The sequence below is a fragment of the Desulfobaccales bacterium genome, from assembly GCA_041648175.1.
GTDB lineage: Bacteria > Desulfobacterota > Desulfobaccia > Desulfobaccales > 0-14-0-80-60-11 > 0-14-0-80-60-11.
In genome coordinates this window covers 31,897-54,568 of the sequence record JBAZPO010000004.1, presented here as the reverse complement: position 1 = coordinate 54,568, position 22,672 = coordinate 31,897, and the positions used below count along the sequence as shown (strand labels likewise).

Sequence of the window (22,672 nt, the reverse complement as noted above, 5' to 3'; positions counted from 1 at the left end):
TCGATTTCAAACCCATCGGCATTGGGGATCAAGCGCGGCAGAATTTAGCTTATCATAACCTGAAGGGAGAACCCGTTTATAATTCTTCCAGATTCCAGGCTTTGATCCATTGATATAAATACTCACGATAGCGGTATATCAAAAGCGCCAATAAATAATTGCAGCCCAGCAATCCCACCGAAATCCAGTAATTACCTTTGGCGACTTCGACCCCCTGCAGGGTAAGGAGGAACGTGCTGGGCAACCGGAAGAGCGCGGCGGCCACGACAAAAAATTTCAATGATAACGAGGTAATGCCCAACACGTAGCTGACAAAATCCTTAGGCACTCCAGGGACTAAAAAAATTATGAAAGCCGCCAGGGCCCCTTCCCGCCTCATGCGTCTACGAAAACGCTGTAACTTCTCGGGATCGATAATGCGGCGCAGATAGGTTTTTTCCAGCCAGCGCCCCAAAAGAAAGGCCGACACCGCTCCCGTCGTGAGTCCCACCATGGAATAAAACATCCCCAAAGGCAATCCGAACAGGTAGCCCCCGGCTATTTCCCACGGCACCGGCCAGAATATAGTGAGCACCTGGGCAACTTCAAGCAGGATATAGACGATAGGCGCCCAATTCCCCGCTGCCTTGAATAGGCCGCTGATCTTTTCCTTATCGGAAATGATGGCGTAGTAGGGTTTCGCATACGGCCACAGGTAAATGTACCCCAAGGCCGAGAGAATTCCCAGAGAAACCAGGATGGCAGCCGCCAGGAAGAGCAGGTACTCCTTCCGGTTGTCCATGGAGGGACCGAATCCCAGGTATTCGGTGATCCCGGCGGTCAGGTCAGCTTTAACCTCCATAACGCTGGCGGTGACACGGTCCGAACCCTGCGGTGGCGATTCTTGGATCTCAGCCATCCTGTTCCTGGAATTGGCACAAAGTTTGAGCTTTATTTGACAAAATAACTCCCCTGGCGAGTACCCCGGCGGTCAAATTCGTCCCGGAGGCGTTGCAGTACCCGAGGTTTGTCCAGGCACCAGGCCGGGGCCACCAGTTCTTCGGGGTGGGGGTCGCCGGTGAGCCGGTGAATCACCAGGTGAGCAGGCAATCGCTCGATGAAATCCACCACCCGCTGGATATACTGGTCTTCGGTGAGGCAGACATAATCCCCCGACTGGCAGAGACTGGCCAGTCCTGATTCATTTACAACATAAAGTAAATGTATTTTTGCGCCATGCAATGGGAGACGGCCCAAATATGCAGCGGTGGCCGCCATTTCTTGGGGTCCCTCTCCGGGCAACCCCAGGATCACATGAGCGACAACCTCCAAACCCCGGGCTGCGGCTCGAGTGGCCGCCGCGGTGAAACAGGCCACGTCATGCCCCCGGTTGATCCGCTGCAAGGTGGCGTCATGGGCGGATTGCAGCCCCAGTTCCAGCCAGACCAGCCGATCCCGGGCATAACCGGCCAAGAGATCAAGGACGTCATCGGCCAGGCAATCCGGGCGGGTGCCGAGGCTCAGTCCCACCGCTTGGGGAAAGGCTAAAGCTTCGTCATAGAGTTTCCGGAGCTTGGCGATGGGGGCATAAGTATTGGAAAAACTTTGAAAATAGGCGATAAACTTCGCGGCCCCATAGCGCCGGGCCAGCCTAACGATGCCCATCTGCATTTGGGCCGTGATGCTCTGCCCCCGGTCCCAGGCGCCGGTGCCGGAGCCCCGGGCATTACAGTAGAGGCAGCCCCCGGTGCCGATGCGGCCGTCCCGGTTGGGGCAGGTCAGCCCAGCATCCAGGGTGATTTTCTGCACCCGCTCGCCGAACCGTCCCTTCAGGTAAGAATTGAGATCCCGGTAGGGCAGGTCGCCGCCCATCAAACCAGGTCTCCCCAGGCGAATTGCAGAATGGTGACGGCGGCCAACGCCGCGGTGGCCACCTTAAGGCGGCGGGGTCCCAGACTGGCTACGTGAAAACCCGCGGCCCGGGCCTGGTCCGCTTCGGTGCCAGAAAAACCGCCTTCCGGCCCGATGAGAATGCGGACGTCTTTGGGCCGGGGCCGCTTCAGAAAGGAATTGAGACCGCCGCCCCGCTCTTCTTCCCAGAAGATTAGTTTGCATTCCTCCGGCCCTTGTAAAGCGGTGGTAAAATCCTGGGGTGGCTCGATGCGCGGCAGAAGCGAGCGCTGACAAGATTTAACGCTTTCCCGGGCCAGGCGTTGCCAGCGCTCCCGCCGCTGCTCCACCCGCTCCGGTGGAAGCCGTTCGGAGCGCTCCGAAATGAAAGGAAAAATCAGGTTCACCCCCATTGCAGTGGCCTGGCGGATAACCTCGTCCAGGGCTTCCCCCTTGGCCAGGCCGATCCCCAAGACCAGGGGTAAGGGCGACTCGCCCCAGGGGGCCAGTTTTTCCAAGATGCGGAGCGTAGCCCCCCGACTTTCCAGGGTAGCAACCCTGGCGACAAAATTCCCTCCCTGGCCGTCGCAGACCTCCACCCGGGCCCCCACCCCCAGACGCAGGACCCGGGCCAGATGCTGGGTCTCTTCCTGGTCCAGGGTCACAATGCCCTGGGAAAATTGACGGGGATGGGCGTAGAAACGGCGCATTATCAGGTTTCAGGTTTCAGGTTTTGGGTTTCAGGTTGAGTTTCGGGGCTAGCGTCCGGGTTTGGATAAAACTGCTGATCCTGACACCAAACACCCGACACCTGACACCTGCCCCCTAACCCCTGCTTTTCAATGCCTCTTCCAGGGCGGCCACCCGCTTTTCCAGGGCCTCCAACTCCGAAGCCTTGGCCACATTGATCTCATCGATGGCTGCCTTGGTGAGTTCCTTGACTTTCTCCCAGAGGGCCTGTTGGGCGTCCTGAGCCTTGGCCAGCAATTGCTTGACGGCTTCAGGGCTTTCTTGCTGAGTGATCTCGCCCCGCTGGACCATCTCCTGGACCAGGCCTTCGACTTTCTCTTTGGTAAAATCGACCATCCCGACACTAAACAGCCACGCCTTATGCAATAGTTCTTTCATGGCTTCCCCTTGTCGCACCGCAAGCTCATTGCCGTGGTTTCAGAGTTCCTGCCTATGGCCGCCGAAAAATCAGGGCGCCCCAATCATCAACGGTGAGAAATCCAGTCTTGTGCAAACCCAGCCCCTGGTAGCGGTTTTCCAGGGCGGGGACATCTTCGGCCAGGAAGCCGGAGATGATGAGAATTCCCTCGCTCAACATCCTGCCGGTGATGGCTTCGGCCAACTGCAGCAAATCCGGCGCAGTTATGTTGGCCATTATGAGGGCGAAGCGCTGCCGCAAAGAAGTAAGGGGAGTGCCCTCCACCCATATCCGGTCCATGAGGTTGTTCAGGCGCACGTTTTCCAAGGCTGCGGCCACGGCTTCCGGGTCCAGGTCGATGGCCACCACTTCGGCGCCCAAGCGGGCCGCAGCCAGAGCCAAAATTCCGGTGCCGGTGCCCACGTCCAACACCTGCCAGGGGTTGCCGGAGCTTGGCAGGCCCTGGTCCCACACCTGCTCCAGAGCCTGGAGACACAAAAGAGTGCTGGAGTGGCGACCGGTACCGAAGGCCATGCCAGGATAAATGATGATAACCGTCTCTCCCGGTTGGGCGGCGTACTCCTCCCAAGGCGGCCGGACGACCAGATGGTTCGTTAGCTTCACGGGTTTAAAATGCGCCTTCCAGGCTTCGGCCCAGTCCTCCTCCGCCACCTGGCGAATTTCCAGGCCCAGAGGATAAAGCTCGTAATTACTCAGGCGCTTCAGATAGTCCTGCAACTCCTGACGCTGCCAGGCGCCATACTCTTCCGGCCGAAAATAGCCCCGGATGACCACGCCGCCAGCCGGGACGTTCTCTTCCTCGATGATCACGCCGCGCCCGGTAAAATCCGTAAGATACAAGGAGGCCTCCTCCTGCATCCGCGCCGGCACCAGCACGCGCACTTCAATCCAGGTTTCTTGAGCCATTTTTTTAGTATAGTCACCGGCAGACTGAAATGCAATAACCTATGAATCTCAAGAGGTTGGGAGCAAAGGAGGTATTTCTTTGATATTAGAGAAGATTAACCAAACCTAATCGACAGTATATTTCAACATCATTTCCTTTAACTCCCCCTGCTTTTCTTCCGGCGATAGGCCCTTACGCTTCCGAAGAGCTCTTTTGAAAGTGACTTCCCCCAATCACTCTCGCCCTTCGATCTTGCGTATCACCGGCAGTATCCGCGGAAGCAAGGCGAAGGCAGGCCAGGCGAGCAAGAAACTCAGGAAGAAAAACGTGGCGTAGCCGAGATAGGCCGCGGCCCAGCCCCCGATATAGCCGCAGAGGCGGCCGCTCAGCCCAAAGAGCATCGACAGGAAAGCGTAGTGGGAAGCGCTGAAGCGCTTGTCGCACAGGCACATGAGGAAGGCCATAAACGCCGCGGAGCCCATCTGGCCGGCCAGGCTTTCTCCCAGGGTGGCCAGGTAAATCGTGTAATGCCAGGTGCCCGGCAAGGCCGCGGCCCAATAGCCTAAAATGGAGCAGGCCTGGAAGATGCCCAGAACCCACAAGGCCCGGCTGATGCCCCAGCGCGCGGTGATGGCGCCCCCCAGAAACCCGCCGACGATGGCCGGAATCTTCCCCACGGTGATGGAGGCCACCCCGAACTGGGTCCCGGAAAAACCCATGTCCCGCCAGAAGGGGCTCACCATGGCTCCCAGGAAGGCGTCCCCCGCCTTGTAAGTCAGGATGAAGATAATGATGGCCCCCATATGGGGATGGCTCATCAAGCCGCGCACCGACTCTTTGATCTGACTGAAGCCCTTGCCCTTTTGGGCTCGGGCGATTTCCGGCCGGGCCATATGAAAGGGGCTGAAGACGATGACGGTGAGGGTCAGGGCGGCCATGATGATGGCGACCCCCACGAAGGTGGCGCTCCAGCCCACCAGATCGCTCAGGATCAGCACCCCGCCCCCGGCCGCGATGAGGCCCACCCGGTAGGCCCCGATGCGGATACCGTTGGCCATGCCCAGTTCCTCGGTATCTAACAGGTCAATGGTGTAGGCGTCCACCGCCAGATCCTGGGTGGCCGAGGCCAGGCAGAGGACCCCCACCAGGACCCAGAAGGCCAGGGTCACCGGGGCGCTGGCCAGGTGGGCCAGGCCCAACATGCTGAGGATGACCAGAACTTGAGCCGGCACCAGCCAGGCGGCCCGGGTCCCGAAGCGGTCCGCCAGCGGACTCCAAAGGACCTTAAGGCTCCAGGCCAGCCCCAGGAGGCTTAAGATGCCAATTTGCTCCAGGGGCACCCCCCGGCTGCGGAGGAAGTAGGCCAGGGTGGTATAGACAAACCCGAAGGGCACTCCTTCGGCGAAGTACAATACGAAAACCACCAGCATTTTCATGCGGGCGGTAAGGTTGGGGCTGGACTGAATGGGCATTTTTACTTTATAGGGGGAAAAGGCAAAAAGGGAAAGAGGTGAAAAGGAAAAAGAGAAATCTGTTTACGGGAAATATTGAAAATCCATTCTTCCTTTTCACCTTACACGCTGGCGGTCCACTTATTTGGTCAAATTCTCGGCAATTTCTTTGGCCACTTCCGCCAGGGCCGGGACCGCCTCATACGGCGGCCGCCCTTCCAGGTCGGCTTCGACGATCTTGTTGTCAAACGGGATGAACCCCAGGATGGGGAAATCCGGCAGGTTCTTTTTGAGAAACTCCTCGTCGGAGGCGCTTCTGATCTTGCTGCCCACCACCGCCACCTTCTTAAGTCCCAAATCCTTGGCTAATTCTTTGACGTGCATTGCAGTTTCAATGCTGCGGCGTCCCGGCTCCACCACGATAATGAGCCAATCTACTCCTTGCGCCGTTGCCCGTCCGAGATGTTCGATGCCCGCCTCCATGTCCATGACCACAACCTCATCCCGAAGCAGGACCATATGGGTCACCAGGGTACGCAGCAAAACGCTTTCGGGGCAGATGCAACCGCTGCCGCCTTTTTTAACACCCCCCATAACAATGAGTTTGATGCCATCTATCTGACGTGCATATTTCTCCGGGATGTCGTCCACCTTGGGATTCATCTTAAAGAAACCCCCCATGGACCCGGGCTTGGAATCGGTGCGTTCCGCGATCATCTCCTTCATCTGGCTCAAGGGGGTGAGGTTTTCGGGGTCGGATACACCCAAGGCCAGGGCCAGGTTGGCGTCGGGGTCGGCGTCCACGGCCAACACCTTCTTACCCTGCAAACGGAAATAATTGATCAAAAGGGCCGCCAGAGTGGTTTTCCCCACCCCGCCTTTGCCGCTGATGGCGATTTTCATGGGTAACTCCTGATAAAGTTTTCTGAAATCATTTTTATATTATAGGTAATCTGGCCCTCTGAGGGTAGCGCGATATGAACCGAGCCGCTTTTTTCCCTTTCAGTCCTCCCGGCCGCAACGCTGGCGTCGCCCTCCCGCTTGTGCTATGGTTTTCCTAAAAACGTGAAAATGGTGGGGCTCCGTGCCCGCCTCCTGAAACATTATGCTTGGTAATCCCCCTGGGAGAGCGGCCGTTCCCGGCAGCCCTAAGGTGCTTTTTCTGTCTCTGATTCCACGCTGGAGAATACCCATGAAAGTGAACATCGAACCCTTAGCCCCGGAGTTGGAAGCCGGCATCCGCAAGCGGCTGGCGGCCAACCCTTTTATTAAGTTTGTTGGGATCGAGGTGCCCCAGTTGGGCAAGGGCTACGCCCGTTTCCTGCTGCCCTTCAAACCCGATTTGGCCAATTCCATCGGCCTAATGCAAGGGGGGGTCATCGCCGCCCTGGCGGATGAAGCCGTGGCCTTCGCCCTCTATAGCCTGGTGCCTGAGGGAGAGATGATCAACACCGTAGAGATGAAGATCAACTTCCTGGGCGCGGTGAAGGAAGGGGACGTGACCGCCGAGGCCCATATCGCCAAACGGGGCCGCACCATCTCCCTGGGGGAATTCGAAGTGCGCCAGGCCGACCGCCTGGTGGCCAAGGGGCTGTGCACCTATATCCACTTGGCCAAGAGATAGGTTTCAGGTGTCAGGTGTCAGGTGTCAAAATTGATCTAAAGAGGGCGGTGCCCACGGTGCGCCTCATGCAAGGAATATGGGACAGGGATTAAAGGATAATTCTTCCTAACCCCTGTCCCCTGAAACCCGAAACCTGACACCTGACAGCTATTTATACCCCACTGGCATCACCAGAAGCGGGACGTCGTTCTGGGGAAGTTTCAGGGTCTGGGCCAGGGCCTTGTCATTGAACCCCCCGGCGATCCCAGCCCCCAGTCCCAGGGCCCCTACCTGAAGAAACAGGTTTTGAGCCACAAAACCAGACTCCATGTGGGTGTACATCGGGGCCTTTTGTTCACCATTTTTCGCGGCGCAACGGGCATAATCCCCGGTAATCACCACAATCACCGGGGCTTTCTCTATCCAGGCCTGGGAATTACAGGCCTTGGCCACACCCGCACGGAATTCGCCTTGGGCTACCGGGTCCAGGGCATTATCCGCCGCCAGGTAATGGTAAACGCCCGGGGCCAGGTTGGTCACGCCCCGCTCGCCCACCACCACATAGAGTTCGACGGCATAAGCGGCCCGGGCCGCAGGCGCGGTCTTTTTGCCCTGGGGATTATTAATACCGTCCGCGGCCCAGAGCATTTGCGAGATTTGCGCCAGTTCTAGCGGCCGATTGGCAAACTGCCGATTGGAACGTCGGCCCTCGAGGGCCTCCTCCACCGACACGGTGCCCTTTTTGGCCGGAGCCGGCAGTTTAATGGCCTCCGCCCCGAACCCCGGGGCCAGGTTGACCAGTGTAAACCATACGGCCATTAATAGACAAGTCACGATTTTCATTGGCTGAACCTCTGACCTTAAAAGTTTTGGTGGCACAGGCTTCCAGCCTGTGCGGGCGCAGACTAAAGCCTGCGACTACCTAAAAACTTTTGCGGGTGGGGCAGTGCCACCCTACATATTTCTGGAATGATCAGGGGCACGGAGCCTCGTCCCTGCCCTTTTCTTCCCCTTTTCGCCTTTTCCCCCTAATGTTTATACCCCACCGGCATCACCAGGAGAGGTTCGTGGGCCGGGGGCAGCTTCAAGACCTGGGCCAGAGCCTTATCCTCAAAGGCCCCGACGATTCCCGCGCCCAAACCCAGGGACTCGGCCGCCAGAAACAGGTTCTGACTAACATTACCGGCTTCCATATGAGTATACCTGATGCCCCGTTGGCCATACCGGGCCGTGCAGCGGCGGTATTCACCGGTGATCACTATCAGCACCGGGGCCGCGGTCATCCAGGCCTGGTTGAGGCAGGCCCGGGCCACCACAGCGCGCAAGTCGCCCCGGGCCAGAGGCGCAAGTGCCTGGGCCGCAATTTCGTAATGGTAAGTTCCAGCAGGCAGATTTGCCACACCCCGCTCGCCCGCCACCACGTAGAGGTTGAGGGGATAAGTGGCCCCCGCGGACGGCGAGGTCCGGTGGCCTTGGGGGTCGCTGGCACCGTCGGCCTCCCAAAGGAGTTGGGAGAGTTGCGCCAGATCCAGGGGTCGGGTGGCGAAATGGCGCACCGTGCGCCGCGCCTGTAAAGCCTCTGTCAGAGCCATGCCGCCCTTGGTGACCGGAGGCGGCAGTTTGATGGCCTCCTCAGCCAACCCGTCGGATTGAAACACCATGGCGATCCCCACCACCAAGATAAGACTCCAGCAGATGTGCATCACGATACCTCCGATTTCCCAGAGCCGCTACTGCGGGATCGACGCATTCGCCCCTGCGAGTATCTTTAAAGGCAGACAAACCGATCTATTCCTATAGGTCGGCCCGGGCCAGGTTAAGCACAAACGCGACCAACCGGGTCATGGCGGCTTTGGTGAGGTGAATGACCAGATCGGTGCTCTGGCAGGGCACCCGCCGGGCCTTGAAAACTCCAGAGACTACCAGTTCCACGGTCTCACCGCGCTTTAGGGCCGTCAAGGTGGGTTCTTCGGCAAAGACGAACAGGTTCTTGCCCGGCACGTGGCAAGCAGCGAGGAGCACGGCTTCCTCCAGGTCCGGGGTAGATGTCTGAGCCAGGGGGAGCTGATGCAGGCCGGCAAATTCTTCCAGCGCGCTGATGAGCGGGGGCCCGGGGGTTAGGGAGATTTCCAGGCGGCACCCCGATGCCTCTGTGGGCGTCATCAGGTCGGCAACTTTTAGGTCGCCCACTTTCAGGACAAATGTGCCGCCGTGCTCATCCCACACCATGGACGCCGGCGCGCCGAGTTCCAGCCCGATCCCCGGGTCGGCAAAGCTGGCCTGCAGTCGGGAACACGGTATCAGCATGGCAGCCTCCTAAGTTACACGATAAGATGGAGGGGGCATTTCTTTGAAACGATTTTACCTGGATTGCCGTCATTGGCCAGCAAAATTTCTTGGGGTGGCTCTTTTCGGACCAGAGTTCACTTGTTGAAAAATACTGCTTTATCCAAAGAATTCTTAGGGATGGCGCGCTTCGGTCTTGACCCTCATTCGTATAAACCTTAATATTTATAATTAGAATATTTTTGCCAAAATCACCTGAATGGGAGAAAGATATGGCTTCTTATTCCCCGATAGTTCTGGACCACTTTAAGAATCCCCGCAATGTGGGTGAAATCATCCAACCCGATGGGGTGGGCGAGGTCGGCAACCCGGTATGCGGAGATATGATGAATGTGTATATCAAGGTGGAGAACGACAAAATTGTCGACGTCAAGTTTAAGACCTTTGGATGCGGCGCTGCTATTGCTGTTTCCAGCATGATCACCGAAATGGCCAAAGGTAAGACCCTGCAAGAGGCCATGAAGATCACCAATGCGGATGTGGCCGAGGCCCTGGGCGGCCTACCTCCCAACAAGCTGCATTGTTCCAACCTGGGAGCTGACGCCCTGCATTCTGCCATCAAAAATTACCTGGACCGCAAAGCCGGCAAGGTGGTCGAAACCGACGTGGACAAAGAGCCGCACCACAAGCAGGAAGGCGGCTGCTATTGTCCTTATTGCGAGAAGAAGGTGGAGGAAGACTCCCCCATGTGCATCTTCTGCGGCAAGGAAATCCCCCATGAGCATGACCACTAATGCCCCTGCACTGGAGATAAGGATGCTATCATGGGTGTAATCTATCTGGACCATCTTGCGGCCACTCCTCTCCTTCCCGCGGTGAAGGAGGCCATGATCAATCATATCGAAACCGTTTTCGGCAACCCGTCCAGCGATAACCAGGTGGGGCAGCCGGCGGCCGAAGCCCTGGAGAAGGCCCGGGGCCAGGTAGCGGCTTTGATCAACGCCGAGCCCAAAGAGGTGGTGTTCGGTTCCGGCGGCACCGAATCCGTCAACCACGCCATCAAAGGGGCCGCCATCGGTCTCCGGGAAAAGGGACGCCATATCATCACCTCCAACATCGAACACAAGTCGGTGTTGAATTCCCTCCGGACCCTCCGGCTCCTGGATTATCGGGTCACGTCCCTGGACGTGGACAAATACGGGCTGGTGGACCCGGCGGCGGTGGAGAAGGCCATCACCCCGGACACTATCCTCATTAGCGTTATGCTGGCCAACAACGAGATCGGCACCATCGAACCCATTGCTGACATTGCCAAGATCGCCAAGAAAAATAAGATAGTGATGCACACCGACGCGGTGGCCGCCACCGGCATCATCCCCGTTGACGTGGAGCAGTTGGGGGTAAACCTCCTGAGCCTGGCGGCCAACCAGTTCTACGGCCCGCCGGGGGTGGGCGCGCTCTACATCCGCAAGGGCACACCCATCTGGCCCTTCATCGACGGCGGCCTCCAGGAAAACAAGCGCCGGGCCGGCACGGAAAACCTCATCGCGATCGTAGGCATGGGCAAGGCCGCAGAGCTGGCCCGTGTAGAGATGCCTGAACGGCTGTCCCGCATTAAGGGCCTCAAGGATCGCCTGGCCAAGGGGTTGACCGAGAGCATCCCCGAGATCAAGATCAACGGTCATCCCACCCAGTGCCTGCCGCACCTTTTCTCGGTGTCGGTGGAATATATCGAAGGTGAGAGCCTGGTGCTCATGTTGGACGAGGAAGGCATCATCGTGGCCACCCGGTCGGCCTGCGCCTCTGGATCGCTCCGGGCTTCGCATGTGCTCATCGGCACCGGTCTGGGCCACGCCCTGGCCCAGGGCACCTTGGTCTTTACCTTGGGGCTTGACAACACCGAGGCTGACATGGACAAGGTGCTCAACGTGATGCCGAAGATCGTCCAGACCTTGCGGGATATGTCGCCGCTCTACAAGAAGGAACACACCGGCTGATCCTTGAGCATTTGAGGCTTTGTCAAGATTGAGGCAAGGGCGGGTTTTTAACCCGCCTTTGCTATCTCTATCCTTCGATATCGCGCCCTTATGATTCTTTACCAGCGGACGAATTTAATTCGCGCCAAAGGAGTCTCTTGATTATGTCGGATGCTCGCGACAACGCGGATATCTGCCTTGATCCCGACCTGGATCTCAAAGAGGAAGATATCCTGGAGGCCATGCGCGCCATTCCTGGGTACCTTGATATCACCCCGGGTGATTTCAAAGAAATCTACCGTTTGGCGTTTCAGCATGCACTTAAGCGGCTAAACCGGGATGTGCGCGCGGCCGAGATCATGACCAAAGACGTGGTGACGGTTAATCCCGACACACCGGTGGCGGAGGTGGCTCTCGCCATGGGCCGGCGGGGGATATCGGGACTACCCGTGGCGGACGCCGAAAACAAGGTAGTGGGGATGATTTCGGAAAAGGACTTCCTCTCCCGCATGGACGTTAAAGAACCTCAAAACTTCATGAGCCTGGTGGCGAACTGCCTGAAAACCAAAGGTTGTGTCGCACTGCCCATCAAGACGGCATTGGCCAAAGATATGATGAGTTCTCCGGCAATCACCGTGCTCCCGGAGACGCCGGTGCGGACCATTGCCGCGTTGATGACCGCCAGAGGTATTAATCGGGTGGCGGTCACTGACCCGGAAGGCCGCCTGTTGGGCCTGGTATCCCGGGGGGATATCGTCAAGGCGACCAGGGGCAGGGAACTGTCATGTTAGGAAACTACTTCCGCAAAATGACCGGCACCACCCAGAGCCCGCCCCGGGTCAGCCTGGCGGAAATCCTCTGGTCCTGGCTGGGGGCCTTCCTGGGTGTTGCTGCGGTGGCCTATATCAATTACGGCTTGCTGGACCAGACCGGCCTCTTCCTCCTCGTCGGTTCCTTAGGGGCCTCGGCGGTGCTCATTTACGGGGCCATCAAGAGTCCCCTGGCCCAGCCCCGGAACCTGCTGGGCGGCCACGTCATTTCTGCCCTCATCGGCGTGACCGCCTTCAAAATGCTGGATCCGCACCTTTGGCTGGCCGCGGCTCTGGCGGTGTCCACCAGCATTGCAGTCATGCATGCCACCAAAACCCTCCATCCCCCGGGCGGCGCCACCGCCCTCATCGCGGTCATCGGCGGCCCCTCGATACAGAAACTGGGCTATCTCTATGCCGTGATACCCGTAGGAGCCGGAGCCCTCATCATGTTGGTAGTGGCCCTGCTGTTCAACAACCTGGCCCCCCGGCGCCGCTATCCCGAGTTTTGGTGGTGAGGGTAAGGATAGGTGCCAGTGGTCAGTAACCAGAATAGCATCACCTCTAACCCCTTATATTGGGAGACGGGCTACTGACAACTACTCTGCTGTGAGGAATGCTGCGGGAATGAAGCCGCTGGGAAGGAAGAGCATTTACCCCTGGCGGTCCGAGTCCATCTGGTCTCGGAACGTCACCACCGCCCGGGGGATGATCCGGCGCAGGAAGACCACTCGATCCATGGGGCCGAGCCGGGCATAGGCCGGGAATTCCTGGTGCTCTGGGGCGAGGGCCGGGGCCTCCTGGTTAAACCTGGCGCCCAGGCGCCAAGCCCGATTCACCAGAGCAATGATGGGAACTTCCACCTCGGGAACCAGCGTCACCCACCCCAACCGGCGCATAACTTCAAATCGCACCCGGTCCACCAATGCAAAAGCGCAGTCAATGATCTTCATCTTGGTGTCAGTATTCAGATCATCCAGGCGAAACCGTAGCGATCCCCCCAGTCCTTGGGCCCCCATGACCAGGTCGAAAAGAACATAGAGGTTTTCTTCCCCCGGAGTAGCCAGGTACAGAAGGGTTGATGGACTCAGATCCTGGAGACGGGTATCAGGGCCGAATTGCTCCTGGAAGCGGGCCAGCCAGGAACGAAACCCGTGGTCCGCGGCGACCTTGGAACGAAAGTGTTCCAGGTCGATGACTTCAGCCATCACGGTTGCCCCGAGAGCCATTGCCCTGAAACATGTTCATCATTCTAATGCCGTTATACAGGTAGTGAATGCCGGTAATGGTGGTCAAGGCGCCAGTGCAATAGAAAAAGGCCAGCAATACCTTATAGGGAAGAGGCCAAATTTTGCCGATCAAAACCAGGAATACTGTGATCACCTGGAAGGTGGTGGTCCATTTGCCCGCCAGGGAGGGTCTGACCTCCAGGGGAATATCCGCCAGGCGGAAAATCAAGACGCCAAAACCCAGGGCCAGATCCCGACTGATGACCACCACGGTCAGCCACGAGGGGATCTCCCGGTAAATGCTTAAGGTAACGAAACTGGCGGCCATGAGGACTTTGTCCGCCAGGGGATCGAGGTAGCTTCCCAGGCGGGACTTCTGATGCCAGGTGCGGGCGATGAGACCATCTGCCAAATCACTCACCCCGGCCAGGAGAAACACAAACAGGGCCTTGTGATATGACCCCTGGATCAAAAAGATAATGAACAGCGGAGTCAGAAGAATCCGCAACAGGGTGATGAGGTTGGGAATAGTGATATTAGCCTGCGAAAGGGGGCGGGATGACATGATGCTGTGAGCGATTTCCTGTTCTGGGATTTTCCTGGTAAAACTTTAACATACCCTATGGCGATAAAACAATCCATTAACGTGACCATGACAGGATTTTCCGGGAATAAGATGATTCAGGGTATGGGCCGCTAGTACCTATACACTGAACCCGTCACACCATCTTGACACCAAGACCCAGCTTCATTATTCTGACTCGAACGCAGGCAAAAGATCAAGCTGGTGTACGCACCATGGCCGGCGCTTCTTGAAGGGTGTTCGGCTCAGTCTGGCTTAAATGGTGCTATAACAGGAAATGCATTGGGGGGTTGAGTATGCGCGTGGTGGTGCAACGGGTGCAAGAAGCCTGGGTCCGGGTCGGCCAGGAGGAAGTTGCCAGGATCGGCGTGGGCCTGTTGATTCTGGTGGGAGTGGCCGAAGCTGACGGTCCCGAGGACGTGGCGTATCTGGCCAAAAAGCTTGCGCACCTGCGGGTCTTTGCCGGGGACGGCCGCTTAATGCATCTTTCTCTCCTGGACCTCAAAGCCGAGGTTCTCCTGGTCTCCCAGTTCACCCTCCTGGGGGACTGCCGCAAGGGACGGCGCCCTTCTTTTGATGCCGCGGCCACCCCCGAGACCGCGGAACACCTCTATGAGGACCTGGCCAGGGCCTTGGCCGATTATGGGCTCAAGGTAGCCACGGGTCGCTTTCGCCAGATGATGGAAGTGGGCCTCATCAATGACGGGCCGGTCACCCTGCTTCTGGACAGCAAGAAGGTGTTTTAGGTTATCCTCAGGATTGACAAATCTGGTGTACCTCATTATGATTCAAACACTTATCCACTTTAACCGAGATTCCGGCGCGGCCTTCAGGGGGTTCATGACGGTTGTTGGCTGCTTCTTCCGGCTAAAAAATACGTCAACCAGTAATATAAGATCAGCTAAGGACCATATCCGGCGCACGGCTGCATGTTACCCATTTATTTAAAAGATCAGGATTTCGCCCCGCCCTCAGATACCATCTATTATCTGCTCACCCGAGATGGGTTATTTCTGGTGAAGCGCACGCCGTTTTTCGAGGCCGTGGTCCCAGCCGCGGGCATTCCCTGGCTGGAGCCCCAAAGCTCCGAAGTCCACCTGAACGCGCCTCCCCTGCCCGCGGCCCTGCTTCTGGCGGCCGTAGCCTTTTTCCGGGCTGTTTATACCCGCTACCACAGTGAAGCCGTGGCTCTATTGGCTTGGCGGGAAGCCACCCGCACGTACGAATTGGTAGTGCCCCATCAGACCGTAGGAGGCGGACACTGCGATTATGAGCTCAGGGAGTTCCCACTGGGACTTACACGCCTGGGGACCATTCACAGTCATGCCGCAATGGAAGCCTTTCATTCCCTGCAGGACTGGCAAGACGAGCGTTTCGAAGACGGCTTGCACCTCACCATCGGCAACCTGGACGCTGACCTGACCATATCCTGCTCCGTGGTGGTGCAGGGCTTTCGGGGAAACATTCCCCCGGAACACCTGTTTTCCCCCTACCCCATCCCCTGGGAGCAAACGCCGCCGGAAGCGGATTGGACCAGCGAGGTGGACCGAAAAGTTACCCCTCTCCCCCCGCCCATCGAGTTCGGCCCGTAAAGGGTGCACCGAGAGAAGTAACTAGCCAATACATATCTGGAAAAGGCTATGATATGGAAATAACAGACAGCCCTCGCCAGCAATTTCTCGTCTGGTTAGAAGACCAGAGTTTCTTTGATCCGGGCGTTATTTCTGACGAAGCAGCATTGATACGCCAGGGCGAAGAAAAAGTCTTGACCCTGTTTCAGCAGGCAGCCGCCAACGTACCCGCATATAATGATTTCTTGAAGAAATCCAGGATTAACCCTGCCGATATACGGACCCTGGATGATTTCCGGCAACTGCCCTTGACTGATAATAAAAATTACCTTGATGCCTATGATCTGGCTTCAAGATCGTGGCATGGCAAACTTTCTCTGTCCCATTTTATCGCCGTTAGTTCCGGAACGACGGGCCAGCCTCACCTCTGGCCCAGGATGTTGCAAACCGATTTAGAAGGGGCCCGGCAGCACGAATTCTTCCTACAGGAGTTCTTCGAGGTTAACCAACGGCAGACCCTGGTGATCGACGGATTTTACCTGGGGAATACCGTTGCCGGGACCTTTACCCTGGCATGTCTGCAGCTTCTCAAGCTCAAGGGCCTGCCTCTCACGATAACCACCCCGAGTTGGTCTGATAAGGATATCCTTACTTTTATCCGCGCCTTGCATCGGGAATTCGATCAAATCATCATTTTTGGCTATCCTCCCCTCCTTAAAGAAGTTGTCCATCAAGCCTGCCAGCACCGGGATGCCATTGATGTGACTAAACTCAGGCTGGTTTGCGCGGGCCAGGCCTTTACGGAAAACTGGCGCGATTATCTCTTCAAACAATTGGGCGGCATGGTCAATAAACCTCCCATAATGTCGGTGTATGGTTCTTCGGATGCCGGTTTGATGGGATTTGAGACCCTCTTGTCCATCCAGATCAGAAGGTTTTTAGCCAACCACCACGATATCGCTCAAAATTTCTTTGGAGATGCACGCCTGCCCTCCCTTTATGTCTATGATCCCAGAACTATTTATTTTGAATCACCTGCGGGAGAACTCTGTTTTACCATAAACAACGGCGCCCCCTTGATAAGATATAACATTAAAGACCGCGGCGGCGTGATTCCTTATCAGCAGATGACTAGCCTTATGAGGCAACACTGTCCGGATAGTCAAGAATGGGTAAGCAATAATTGTGGGAATTTTCCTTTTATATATATCTTCGGGCGGGATAAATTTATGGCAAAAATATATGGCTTGCCCATCTATTCTGAATACGTTCAACAGGCTATAAATCACGCCAGCCTGGCCCCTTATGTAACCGGCAATTTCGTATTGGAAAATGTGGAAGACGATGATCATGATATTCTCCTGGTATGCCGGGTGGAAATGGAACAAGGGATCAAGGCCGAGGCGGAACTCCAAAAGGTGATGTCCGAAATTTTCATCCAGGAATTCATCTCGTTAGCCCCGCTCTATAAAAATATTCTCGAAGTTATGGGAGAAAAGGCGAAACCTCACATTATTCTTTATGATTATCAAGACCCCCAATATTTTGGCCAAGACGGATCGAAAAAATTCGCTTAGGGGTCGCTTGGCTACTTTCATGGTCCACCTCCTGGGTTGGGTTCTTCAGCTGGACGGTGCTGATAAGCAAATGATATAAATTCTGCGCGGAAATTCTGATAAGGTTTTGCCCTGACAAGCTGTCGACGGTTTCGTTTAGCTTCACATGCGGATCTGTGAGGACATTACTGCCCTGTAAACTTGGGTATTCGCTTGTCAATAAAGGCAGCTACTCCTTCTCGCCCATCTAATTTGCCTGCCATTGCAGCAACGGCGCGTGATTCTTTCTCCATCTGGGATTCAAGGCTCTCAGTCGCACCGGATAGGATTAGACGCTTGGCTTCACCTAAAGCTAAGGTTGGTCCTTTTGCCAGACGCTGCGCTATTTCGAGCGCGGCAGGCAGTACTTGATCATCGGCGACCACTTGATTTATTAGTCCCCACTCCAGGGCTTGCCTTGCCGACAAAACCGGATTTAACAATACCATCTCTTTAGCGCGGCGCAGCCCCACCAGGCGCGCCAAAAAGTAGCTCGAGCTGCCATCCGGGGCCAGGCCGATTTTGGTATAGCCCATAGTAAATTTTGCTGACTCCGCGGCAACGGCGATATCGGTGGTTAAAGCCAGACTGAAGCCTCCTCCCGCGGCTGTCCCGTTGATGGCTCCAATCACCGGTGCATCCATCCAGTTGAACCGGGAGATCACGGCGTGAAAAGCCTGGGTAACTTTTTTTAGATAGAAGGAGACCCCTTCGCCTTGGGCGGCAAACGCCTTTAAATCTCCTCCAACGCAAAACATCTTGCCGCTGCCGGTCAGCACCACCGCGCGGACCTTGGGATCTTCATCACAGCGCAGGGCAACATCCAGCAGTTCGTTGACCGTTTCTAAGGTAATGGCATTGCCGTCATCGGGGCGGTTGAGGCGGATCAGCCCAACGCCATCCTTGACTTCGAAAACGAGAGAGTCATAAGACATCGCTTTAGGTCCTTTGAGGTGTGAATTTTTGCGCCAGGAGGGACGTTAACCCTGTGATAGAGTAGTGGCACACAATGCTATCAGCCTCAGGGCTTCCTACCATGAATGAAAGCCTACCAAGCGGGCGAAAACTTCTTCTTATCCAGGATATATCTAGAATTTTTCCCATTCAAGCGATAATTTTCGACCCTGACAGGTGCTCCTTTTCTGCCGGTAGTACTGAGGCGGTGAAAAAAGCAATGTCCGCCGCACTACATGAGTCATCACTGGGAAGAATGCCTTAAAGCGATCTTTTCAAACATCCTCGCCAATCCGACACCAAGGTAATAGATGGACTCAATATTGAGATGGTCCTCCGCCGTGGAGTCGAAGAAAACATTCAGGTTGGATTCGAGACCGTCTTCCGCCTTCGAGTAGCAAAGCAGAATCGGCACTTTCGGGAAAGGCCTCAGGACCAGCGAAACGTCTGAAGCGTAATGGTTTTCCACCTGTTTGCCATTAAATACCCGGATCATGTCCCCGAAGAGGTCGGTATGCATATCGGCTAACCGTTTCAAGGGTTTTTCGCATCGCTGCGCAAAAAGCCGACCCCAGGTCTCTCCGTTTTCTAATTCCCTCAACGCTACCCATTTGCCTGAAAGAGGTGTTCCTTTGCTCTGGATGATATAGTTGAGAACAGGGATCATCACCCATGGATGGATGTGAATGTCTGTGGTGATATCCCCTTTGGAATCAACACTAAAGTTCTTACCGAAAATCTTGATCGTTAGTTTGGAGTCGGAAAAACTATCCCCCATTTTGCGCGCTGCTGAACAAAGGTCTACAGAGGCTAGCCGGGTTTTCAATTCTTCTATCGTGAATTCCAATTCCTGTTCGTTGGTCACACGCCCTTCACTTTTCCCAGCAGAGTGCGCAAGGTCGTGGCCCTCCAGATGAGGACATTCGTTGAGCTGCCGTTGCCCCTTGAACACCGCGGCGGCAAAGGCCATGCACGTCAATTCGTTGCATTTCCTGCAATTGGATCTATCGAGTAACTTGAAAATCTCCATTGGGTTCGTCAACTGGATCATACGGCTCTTCTCCTTCTCTTGGTTCTTCAAAGGTCGGTACCGATCACTCTCGAAAGCAATTTTCTCTTCGTATAGTTGATGGCCGACGCTTAGCTATCAGGTAATGAGGATAATTTCATTACTTGGGAAAAGAACCCCCCATTTGGGGAGACCCACGGTAGATTTGTTCTCCTTTAAGGAAGGGCGGATGCGCATGCATTTTCCGACATTTTTGGATAATCGAAAACCGAGCGGACTTTGAATGCAAGCTGGCGCATTTTCTGGTCAACGCTGTATACACCTTTTGATTTGATGAGTCCGAGTGGGATCAGTACTCGCATCCATCCCGAATTTCTCACGATTTGCTGCCCAACATTACCCGCACAGCGCAAGCACACAAAACGCACGCCATCCCCAATCATGCTCGATACTGCCTGCTCGTCTCTTCAACCTAAAACTTTTCGTGCCGTTTCTCTTGACAACTCGATAAAGATCATTGCGGTTTTTTGTCTTAAGCGCATCAGCTGCCAAGAGCTCGCAACCCCTGATAAGATGAGTTTCCTTGAAGCCAAGAAACTCGAATATCATTCGATATTTCTTGCAAACATCAGCAAAGAGCTCATCGCCACGATTTTGAGCCGTAATGAGTACCATCTTTTTGCCCGGCTTCAGCCGGCTGGTTTCCGGCATTACCTCAAATGGCTCCAAATACGAATAGCAGCGGTCCACAAATGTTTTCAATTGCGCGGTCACTTCCGCGAAATAAATAGGTGTGGCCAGTACCAGAATACCCGTATTCGCTACCGCTTCCAGCACCTCAGCCAGATCGTCCTTGAGAACACATTTGTCAGACTGTGTTTTACATGCATCACAGGCCTGGCATCCTCGGAAGACCAGCTTGTTTAACATAAAGCTCTTTACATCAGCGCCCATCTCCTCTGCGGTTTCATTAAACGCGTTTGCCAGGGTTGCAGTATTTCCATTGGGTCTCGGACTGCCGAATAACGTGACAACCTTCATCGTGATTCCTCCTTGTTCCATTCTTTGATATATAAGTTGGTCTACTCGGCTCAAACTCCAACGCAGTTTGCGAGTAAAATATAATGAGTCTGAACAGTTAACAATTTGGACACCTTCCTCGGTTACGGTTACACGGGTAACTATATACAGGGCCAGAAAAAAACCATCGCCCATTTGGGCGATAAATCCTTCTATTTGGATCATTCCATGCCGCATACTCCGCGCCCCCTCCTCTTAATCGAACATTGGCCTTCGCCGGTATGCACCGACGGTGAAGAAGAAAGGGCTCATCGCGGATTAGCGTCATCCCCTGGAGCACTTTGTGTAATAACGCTCTTTAAGTTGACAACCATGCGTGGGAGTATGGGAACGAAGTGCGGGGTGAAAACTCCGCGCTCCTGTTCGCCTTTGAATGAGAACAAATTTACCGTGGGGGGAGACCACATTTTTATTTTTGGTTTTTGGGAAGAGGAATCTATCAGGAGAAAATATCGGAAGATTAGACCAACTGGTGCCGCAGGGCCCAGACCGCGGCTTGGGTGCGGTCATTAACTCCCAATTTATTGAAGATATTGATTATATGGCTTTTGACGGTATGCGGACTGATCTTCAAAGATCTGGAGATCTCCACATTAGTGGCCCCTTGGGCTACCAGGCGCAGAACCTCCAGTTCCCGCTTGGTCAGAATTGCCGGCAGGGAATTATTTTTTTCCCCCGGCGCAGTCCTGCTGCTGGCGGGCAGCGCAGCATCCTTTTCATGCAATGCAAGGGCGCAGTTGAACCGGCTGGGGTCGATGTCGATGGTAACCGTGGACACCAGATTGCCTTGTTTATCATGCACCGGGTAGACCACCTGGGTCGATATGGGGCTGGTAAATCCGGGGCAGCGCTCCGGGCTGGTTTTCTGGGAGCTTAAAGCTGCGGCAAAAGCCAGGCAGGAAGGATAGCCGCAGGCCCTGCAGTTGGTTTGAGGGAGCAGCCGGAAGATATCGAGCACGGGGACGGGGTTCCACCTTTTATAATTTGGCTTAAGCTCGTCCCGGCGTTGACAAATATCATTGAGGAAGTCCATTAGCCGGTCTAAGAACCCCAGAGCCTCCTGACTGTTGGTAAAAGATGCCGCAACACCATGATCGGGATAGAGGCCGCAGGAGAACCGGTCCAGCACAAACCGGATAAACGGGGGGTTTTCCAGAAGACTGGCCGATTCGGCCACAGCGTTGATGTAGGGAAAAAGTGGGGGGATATCGCCGTCCAGCCGGAAATAGGCAAACATCTGGGTGTCGAACTCGGAACCGGTTCTAAGGGGCGCGCCGCCCTTCCTTAAAGAAAAATCATAATATCCCTTGACCAACATCGGTTTCACCGACAGCAGATGCTACCTGGCAAAATTTCACCCAGGATGGTTACCTGTATTGGCGGCTGAAGGCCGCATGGCCTTCAGGTATCCTCTCTTATTTCACAGCCAAGGATAACATTTTTCCCGGTGCATGATCCAATTATCCAATCCATATTTTCGGATTTTAAGGAGATTCTTTCGGGTTGATTCTCCATGAAACGGTTGGAGAAACTTCTGAAAGCCGCTCAACTCTCTTTGCCGGTCTGAAATGGGATTTGCGGCCTCGATTTATTGCTCCAGATATCCTTGCTGCGTCGAGACAAAACGCCTCATTGTCTCCATAAAGGCTTCGACGGCCGGGGAGCGCCATTTATCCTTGTAGTAGATCATCAGGACTCCGGTTTCCAGATCATCCGCCCAGCACACTCTGGCCATTTCCCCTTTTTTCACATTGATCCGTATCGCAATCTCCGGGATAATGGTTACCCCGATTCCAGCTCTTATCGTCTGTTTTATTGCCTCAATGCTGTTCATTTCAATTATGGTAGCCGGGGTCACCCGTTCCGTCGCCAATGCCTGCTCAAAGACCATCCGATATCCGCAATCACTTTTAGGAAAAAGCAGGACCTGCCCTTCGAGGTCCTTAAAATCAACCGATTTCCGAGCGGCTAACGGATGACTCGGGTGCGTGACAATGGCGAGGGGCTCGATGCGCAATAACTCGCATTCAAGGTTTTTCGCACCGATGACATCCGCAAACAAAAACGCGAGATCGACCGTGCCGATCCGCAGTTCATGCTCCAGGGAGTGCAGGGCGCAATTGGTGATATCCAACCGCATCCCCGGAAAGCGCGGTTGATAATCATAGAGGATACGCGGCAGATAATGCGTAGCCACGGTCTGGGGCATCCGGAGTGTCAAGAGACCGGAGACCATATTTCTGCCGGTTACCTCGGCCACAGCCTCCTCCTTGATGGCGAGAAGCTTATCGGCATAGACGAGCATCTTCGCCCCGGCCTCTGTCAACCGGATGGATTTTCCAATTCTTTTGAACAACAGTATCCCAATTTCATTTTCCAGGGTTTTGATCTGGGCTGAAACGGTGGATTGCGAATAGTGCAGAACTTCGGCCGCCTGATTGAAGTTCATCAGTGTAGCCACCGTCCGGAAGGTCTGCAGGCGCTGCAGGTCCATGGTGTTTGCTCCTTATTTAATCGAATTTCACGATAAGCATATGAAAATAATTCGTTGGACGAGCTCTGAATCGTTCTGTACATCATATATATCAGAATTTATCAGACAG

The 22,672-nt window shown here is 55.3% G+C and carries 25 protein-coding genes; 8 read left to right on the top strand and 17 right to left on the bottom strand.

From position 1 onward, the window contains the following. Window positions 1–76: 76 nt before the first annotated feature. From WC600_05100 to WC600_05070, 7 genes are all read right to left on the bottom strand, one after another. On the bottom strand, window positions 77–898 hold the full coding sequence (locus tag WC600_05100; protein MFA4902107.1) for a VTT domain-containing protein: 822 nt from the start codon (window positions 896–898) through the stop codon (window positions 77–79). A 32-nt stretch (window positions 899–930) separates the two neighbouring features. After that, on the bottom strand, window positions 931–1,851 hold the full coding sequence (locus tag WC600_05095) for a TIGR01212 family radical SAM protein (GenBank protein MFA4902106.1): 921 nt from the start codon (window positions 1,849–1,851) through the stop codon (window positions 931–933). Further along, window positions 1,851–2,579, bottom strand: coding sequence for an RsmE family RNA methyltransferase (locus WC600_05090; GenBank protein ID MFA4902105.1), 729 nt, complete (start codon window positions 2,577–2,579; stop codon window positions 1,851–1,853). The genes WC600_05095 and WC600_05090 overlap by 1 nt, the downstream gene beginning before the upstream one ends. 115 nt (window positions 2,580–2,694) lie before the next feature. Next, window positions 2,695–2,997 (bottom strand): hypothetical protein, encoded by a 303-nt coding sequence (locus WC600_05085; GenBank protein ID MFA4902104.1) that lies wholly within the window; start codon window positions 2,995–2,997, stop codon window positions 2,695–2,697. A gap of 52 nt (window positions 2,998–3,049) precedes the next feature. Beyond that, the gene (locus WC600_05080; protein ID MFA4902103.1) at window positions 3,050–3,943 is read right to left on the bottom strand and encodes a 50S ribosomal protein L11 methyltransferase; all 894 of its coding nucleotides are present in this window, start codon (window positions 3,941–3,943) and stop codon (window positions 3,050–3,052) included. A gap of 213 nt (window positions 3,944–4,156) precedes the next feature. Further along, window positions 4,157–5,395, bottom strand: coding sequence for an MFS transporter (locus tag WC600_05075; GenBank protein ID MFA4902102.1), 1,239 nt, complete (start codon window positions 5,393–5,395; stop codon window positions 4,157–4,159). Window positions 5,396–5,515: 120 nt separating this feature from the next. Then, on the bottom strand, window positions 5,516–6,277 hold the full coding sequence (locus WC600_05070; GenBank protein ID MFA4902101.1) for a carbon monoxide dehydrogenase accessory protein CooC: 762 nt from the start codon (window positions 6,275–6,277) through the stop codon (window positions 5,516–5,518). Between the two features lie 289 nt (window positions 6,278–6,566). Here WC600_05070 and WC600_05065 point away from each other — a divergent pair, with 289 nt between their 5' ends. Further along, on the top strand, window positions 6,567–6,998 hold the full coding sequence (locus WC600_05065; protein MFA4902100.1) for a PaaI family thioesterase: 432 nt from the start codon (window positions 6,567–6,569) through the stop codon (window positions 6,996–6,998). A gap of 147 nt (window positions 6,999–7,145) precedes the next feature. On the opposite strand, the gene WC600_05060 is transcribed toward WC600_05065, so the two are convergent. The 3 genes from WC600_05060 to WC600_05050 all read right to left on the bottom strand — a co-directional run bounded on the left by WC600_05060 (window position 7,146) and on the right by WC600_05050 (window position 9,284). Then, window positions 7,146–7,820, bottom strand: coding sequence for a SagB/ThcOx family dehydrogenase (locus WC600_05060; GenBank protein ID MFA4902099.1), 675 nt, complete (start codon window positions 7,818–7,820; stop codon window positions 7,146–7,148). A gap of 185 nt (window positions 7,821–8,005) precedes the next feature. Beyond that, window positions 8,006–8,680, bottom strand: coding sequence for a SagB/ThcOx family dehydrogenase (locus tag WC600_05055; GenBank protein MFA4902098.1), 675 nt, complete (start codon window positions 8,678–8,680; stop codon window positions 8,006–8,008). A gap of 91 nt (window positions 8,681–8,771) precedes the next feature. Further along, on the bottom strand, window positions 8,772–9,284 hold the full coding sequence (locus WC600_05050) for a hypothetical protein (GenBank protein ID MFA4902097.1): 513 nt from the start codon (window positions 9,282–9,284) through the stop codon (window positions 8,772–8,774). 251 nt (window positions 9,285–9,535) lie between these two features. Between WC600_05050 and nifU the strand changes: the two genes are divergently transcribed. From nifU to WC600_05030, 4 genes are all read left to right on the top strand, one after another. Beyond that, entirely contained in the window at window positions 9,536–10,057 is a 522-nt protein-coding gene (gene nifU / locus WC600_05045; GenBank protein ID MFA4902096.1) for a Fe-S cluster assembly scaffold protein NifU, read from the top strand. Between the two features lie 30 nt (window positions 10,058–10,087). Then, a complete protein-coding gene (locus WC600_05040; protein MFA4902095.1) occupies window positions 10,088–11,260 on the top strand; it encodes a cysteine desulfurase family protein in 1,173 nt (390 codons plus the stop codon). Between the two features lie 143 nt (window positions 11,261–11,403). Beyond that, window positions 11,404–12,030 carry a CBS domain-containing protein gene (locus WC600_05035; GenBank protein ID MFA4902094.1) on the top strand — a complete coding sequence of 209 codons (627 nt, stop codon included), beginning with the start codon at window positions 11,404–11,406 and terminating at the stop codon, window positions 12,028–12,030. Beyond that, window positions 12,024–12,566, top strand: coding sequence for an HPP family protein (locus tag WC600_05030; protein ID MFA4902093.1), 543 nt, complete (start codon window positions 12,024–12,026; stop codon window positions 12,564–12,566). The genes WC600_05035 and WC600_05030 overlap by 7 nt, the downstream gene beginning before the upstream one ends. A gap of 135 nt (window positions 12,567–12,701) precedes the next feature. On the opposite strand, the gene WC600_05025 is transcribed toward WC600_05030, so the two are convergent. Together WC600_05025 and pgsA are read right to left on the bottom strand one after the other, a co-directional pair. Then, window positions 12,702–13,256, bottom strand: coding sequence for a hypothetical protein (locus WC600_05025; protein MFA4902092.1), 555 nt, complete (start codon window positions 13,254–13,256; stop codon window positions 12,702–12,704). Then, window positions 13,249–13,842 (bottom strand): CDP-diacylglycerol--glycerol-3-phosphate 3-phosphatidyltransferase, encoded by a 594-nt coding sequence (gene pgsA, locus WC600_05020; GenBank protein MFA4902091.1) that lies wholly within the window; start codon window positions 13,840–13,842, stop codon window positions 13,249–13,251. Before pgsA ends, WC600_05025 begins: the two co-directional genes overlap by 8 nt. Before the next feature lie 314 nt (window positions 13,843–14,156). Between pgsA and dtd the strand changes: the two genes are divergently transcribed. The 3 genes from dtd (at window position 14,157) to WC600_05005 (ending at window position 17,008) form a co-directional block, all read left to right on the top strand. After that, window positions 14,157–14,606 carry a D-aminoacyl-tRNA deacylase gene (gene dtd, locus WC600_05015; GenBank protein MFA4902090.1) on the top strand — a complete coding sequence of 150 codons (450 nt, stop codon included), beginning with the start codon at window positions 14,157–14,159 and terminating at the stop codon, window positions 14,604–14,606. A 183-nt stretch (window positions 14,607–14,789) separates the two neighbouring features. Further along, entirely contained in the window at window positions 14,790–15,452 is a 663-nt protein-coding gene (locus tag WC600_05010; protein MFA4902089.1) for a Mov34/MPN/PAD-1 family protein, read from the top strand. A gap of 53 nt (window positions 15,453–15,505) precedes the next feature. Continuing rightward, window positions 15,506–17,008 (top strand): hypothetical protein, encoded by a 1,503-nt coding sequence (locus WC600_05005; GenBank protein MFA4902088.1) that lies wholly within the window; start codon window positions 15,506–15,508, stop codon window positions 17,006–17,008. A gap of 164 nt (window positions 17,009–17,172) precedes the next feature. Here WC600_05005 and WC600_05000 read toward each other — a convergent pair whose 3' ends face one another. From WC600_05000 to WC600_04980, 5 genes are all read right to left on the bottom strand, one after another. After that, entirely contained in the window at window positions 17,173–17,961 is a 789-nt protein-coding gene (locus tag WC600_05000) for an enoyl-CoA hydratase (protein MFA4902087.1), read from the bottom strand. A gap of 263 nt (window positions 17,962–18,224) precedes the next feature. Continuing rightward, window positions 18,225–19,031: a DUF3786 domain-containing protein gene (locus WC600_04995; protein MFA4902086.1), complete on the bottom strand. Its 807-nt coding sequence runs from the start codon at window positions 19,029–19,031 to the stop codon at window positions 18,225–18,227. A 354-nt stretch (window positions 19,032–19,385) separates the two neighbouring features. Next, on the bottom strand, window positions 19,386–20,246 hold the full coding sequence (locus WC600_04990; protein ID MFA4902085.1) for a flavodoxin family protein: 861 nt from the start codon (window positions 20,244–20,246) through the stop codon (window positions 19,386–19,388). Window positions 20,247–20,529: 283 nt separating this feature from the next. Next, the gene (locus tag WC600_04985; protein MFA4902084.1) at window positions 20,530–21,387 is read right to left on the bottom strand and encodes a LuxR C-terminal-related transcriptional regulator; all 858 of its coding nucleotides are present in this window, start codon (window positions 21,385–21,387) and stop codon (window positions 20,530–20,532) included. 270 nt (window positions 21,388–21,657) lie between these two features. Then, on the bottom strand, window positions 21,658–22,563 hold the full coding sequence (locus WC600_04980) for a LysR family transcriptional regulator (GenBank protein ID MFA4902083.1): 906 nt from the start codon (window positions 22,561–22,563) through the stop codon (window positions 21,658–21,660). Between the last annotated feature and the right edge of the window lie 109 nt (window positions 22,564–22,672).

Bases quoted from the DNA above. Each gene is read 5' to 3' on its own strand.
- WC600_05100 (MFA4902107.1), bottom strand. From the start codon at position 898: ATGGCTGAGATCCAAGAATCGCCACCGCAGGGTTCGGACCGTGTCACC.
- WC600_05095 (MFA4902106.1), bottom strand. From the start codon at position 1,851: ATGGGCGGCGACCTGCCCTACCGGGATCTCAATTCTTACCTGAAGGGA.
- WC600_05090 (MFA4902105.1), bottom strand. From the start codon at position 2,579: ATGCGCCGTTTCTACGCCCATCCCCGTCAATTTTCCCAGGGCATTGTG.
- WC600_05085 (MFA4902104.1), bottom strand. From the start codon at position 2,997: ATGAAAGAACTATTGCATAAGGCGTGGCTGTTTAGTGTCGGGATGGTC.
- WC600_05080 (MFA4902103.1), bottom strand. From the start codon at position 3,943: ATGGCTCAAGAAACCTGGATTGAAGTGCGCGTGCTGGTGCCGGCGCGG.
- WC600_05075 (MFA4902102.1), bottom strand. From the start codon at position 5,395: ATGCCCATTCAGTCCAGCCCCAACCTTACCGCCCGCATGAAAATGCTG.
- WC600_05070 (MFA4902101.1), bottom strand. From the start codon at position 6,277: ATGAAAATCGCCATCAGCGGCAAAGGCGGGGTGGGGAAAACCACTCTG.
- WC600_05065 (MFA4902100.1), top strand. From the start codon at position 6,567: ATGAAAGTGAACATCGAACCCTTAGCCCCGGAGTTGGAAGCCGGCATC.
- WC600_05060 (MFA4902099.1), bottom strand. From the start codon at position 7,820: ATGAAAATCGTGACTTGTCTATTAATGGCCGTATGGTTTACACTGGTC.
- WC600_05055 (MFA4902098.1), bottom strand. From the start codon at position 8,680: ATGCACATCTGCTGGAGTCTTATCTTGGTGGTGGGGATCGCCATGGTG.
- WC600_05050 (MFA4902097.1), bottom strand. From the start codon at position 9,284: ATGCTGATACCGTGTTCCCGACTGCAGGCCAGCTTTGCCGACCCGGGG.
- nifU (MFA4902096.1), top strand. From the start codon at position 9,536: ATGGCTTCTTATTCCCCGATAGTTCTGGACCACTTTAAGAATCCCCGC.
- WC600_05040 (MFA4902095.1), top strand. From the start codon at position 10,088: ATGGGTGTAATCTATCTGGACCATCTTGCGGCCACTCCTCTCCTTCCC.
- WC600_05035 (MFA4902094.1), top strand. From the start codon at position 11,404: ATGTCGGATGCTCGCGACAACGCGGATATCTGCCTTGATCCCGACCTG.
- WC600_05030 (MFA4902093.1), top strand. From the start codon at position 12,024: ATGTTAGGAAACTACTTCCGCAAAATGACCGGCACCACCCAGAGCCCG.
- WC600_05025 (MFA4902092.1), bottom strand. From the start codon at position 13,256: ATGGCTGAAGTCATCGACCTGGAACACTTTCGTTCCAAGGTCGCCGCG.
- pgsA (MFA4902091.1), bottom strand. From the start codon at position 13,842: ATGTCATCCCGCCCCCTTTCGCAGGCTAATATCACTATTCCCAACCTC.
- dtd (MFA4902090.1), top strand. From the start codon at position 14,157: ATGCGCGTGGTGGTGCAACGGGTGCAAGAAGCCTGGGTCCGGGTCGGC.
- WC600_05010 (MFA4902089.1), top strand. From the start codon at position 14,790: ATGTTACCCATTTATTTAAAAGATCAGGATTTCGCCCCGCCCTCAGAT.
- WC600_05005 (MFA4902088.1), top strand. From the start codon at position 15,506: ATGGAAATAACAGACAGCCCTCGCCAGCAATTTCTCGTCTGGTTAGAA.
- WC600_05000 (MFA4902087.1), bottom strand. From the start codon at position 17,961: ATGTCTTATGACTCTCTCGTTTTCGAAGTCAAGGATGGCGTTGGGCTG.
- WC600_04995 (MFA4902086.1), bottom strand. From the start codon at position 19,031: ATGATCCAGTTGACGAACCCAATGGAGATTTTCAAGTTACTCGATAGA.
- WC600_04990 (MFA4902085.1), bottom strand. From the start codon at position 20,246: ATGCGGCATGGAATGATCCAAATAGAAGGATTTATCGCCCAAATGGGC.
- WC600_04985 (MFA4902084.1), bottom strand. From the start codon at position 21,387: ATGTTGGTCAAGGGATATTATGATTTTTCTTTAAGGAAGGGCGGCGCG.
- WC600_04980 (MFA4902083.1), bottom strand. From the start codon at position 22,563: ATGGACCTGCAGCGCCTGCAGACCTTCCGGACGGTGGCTACACTGATG.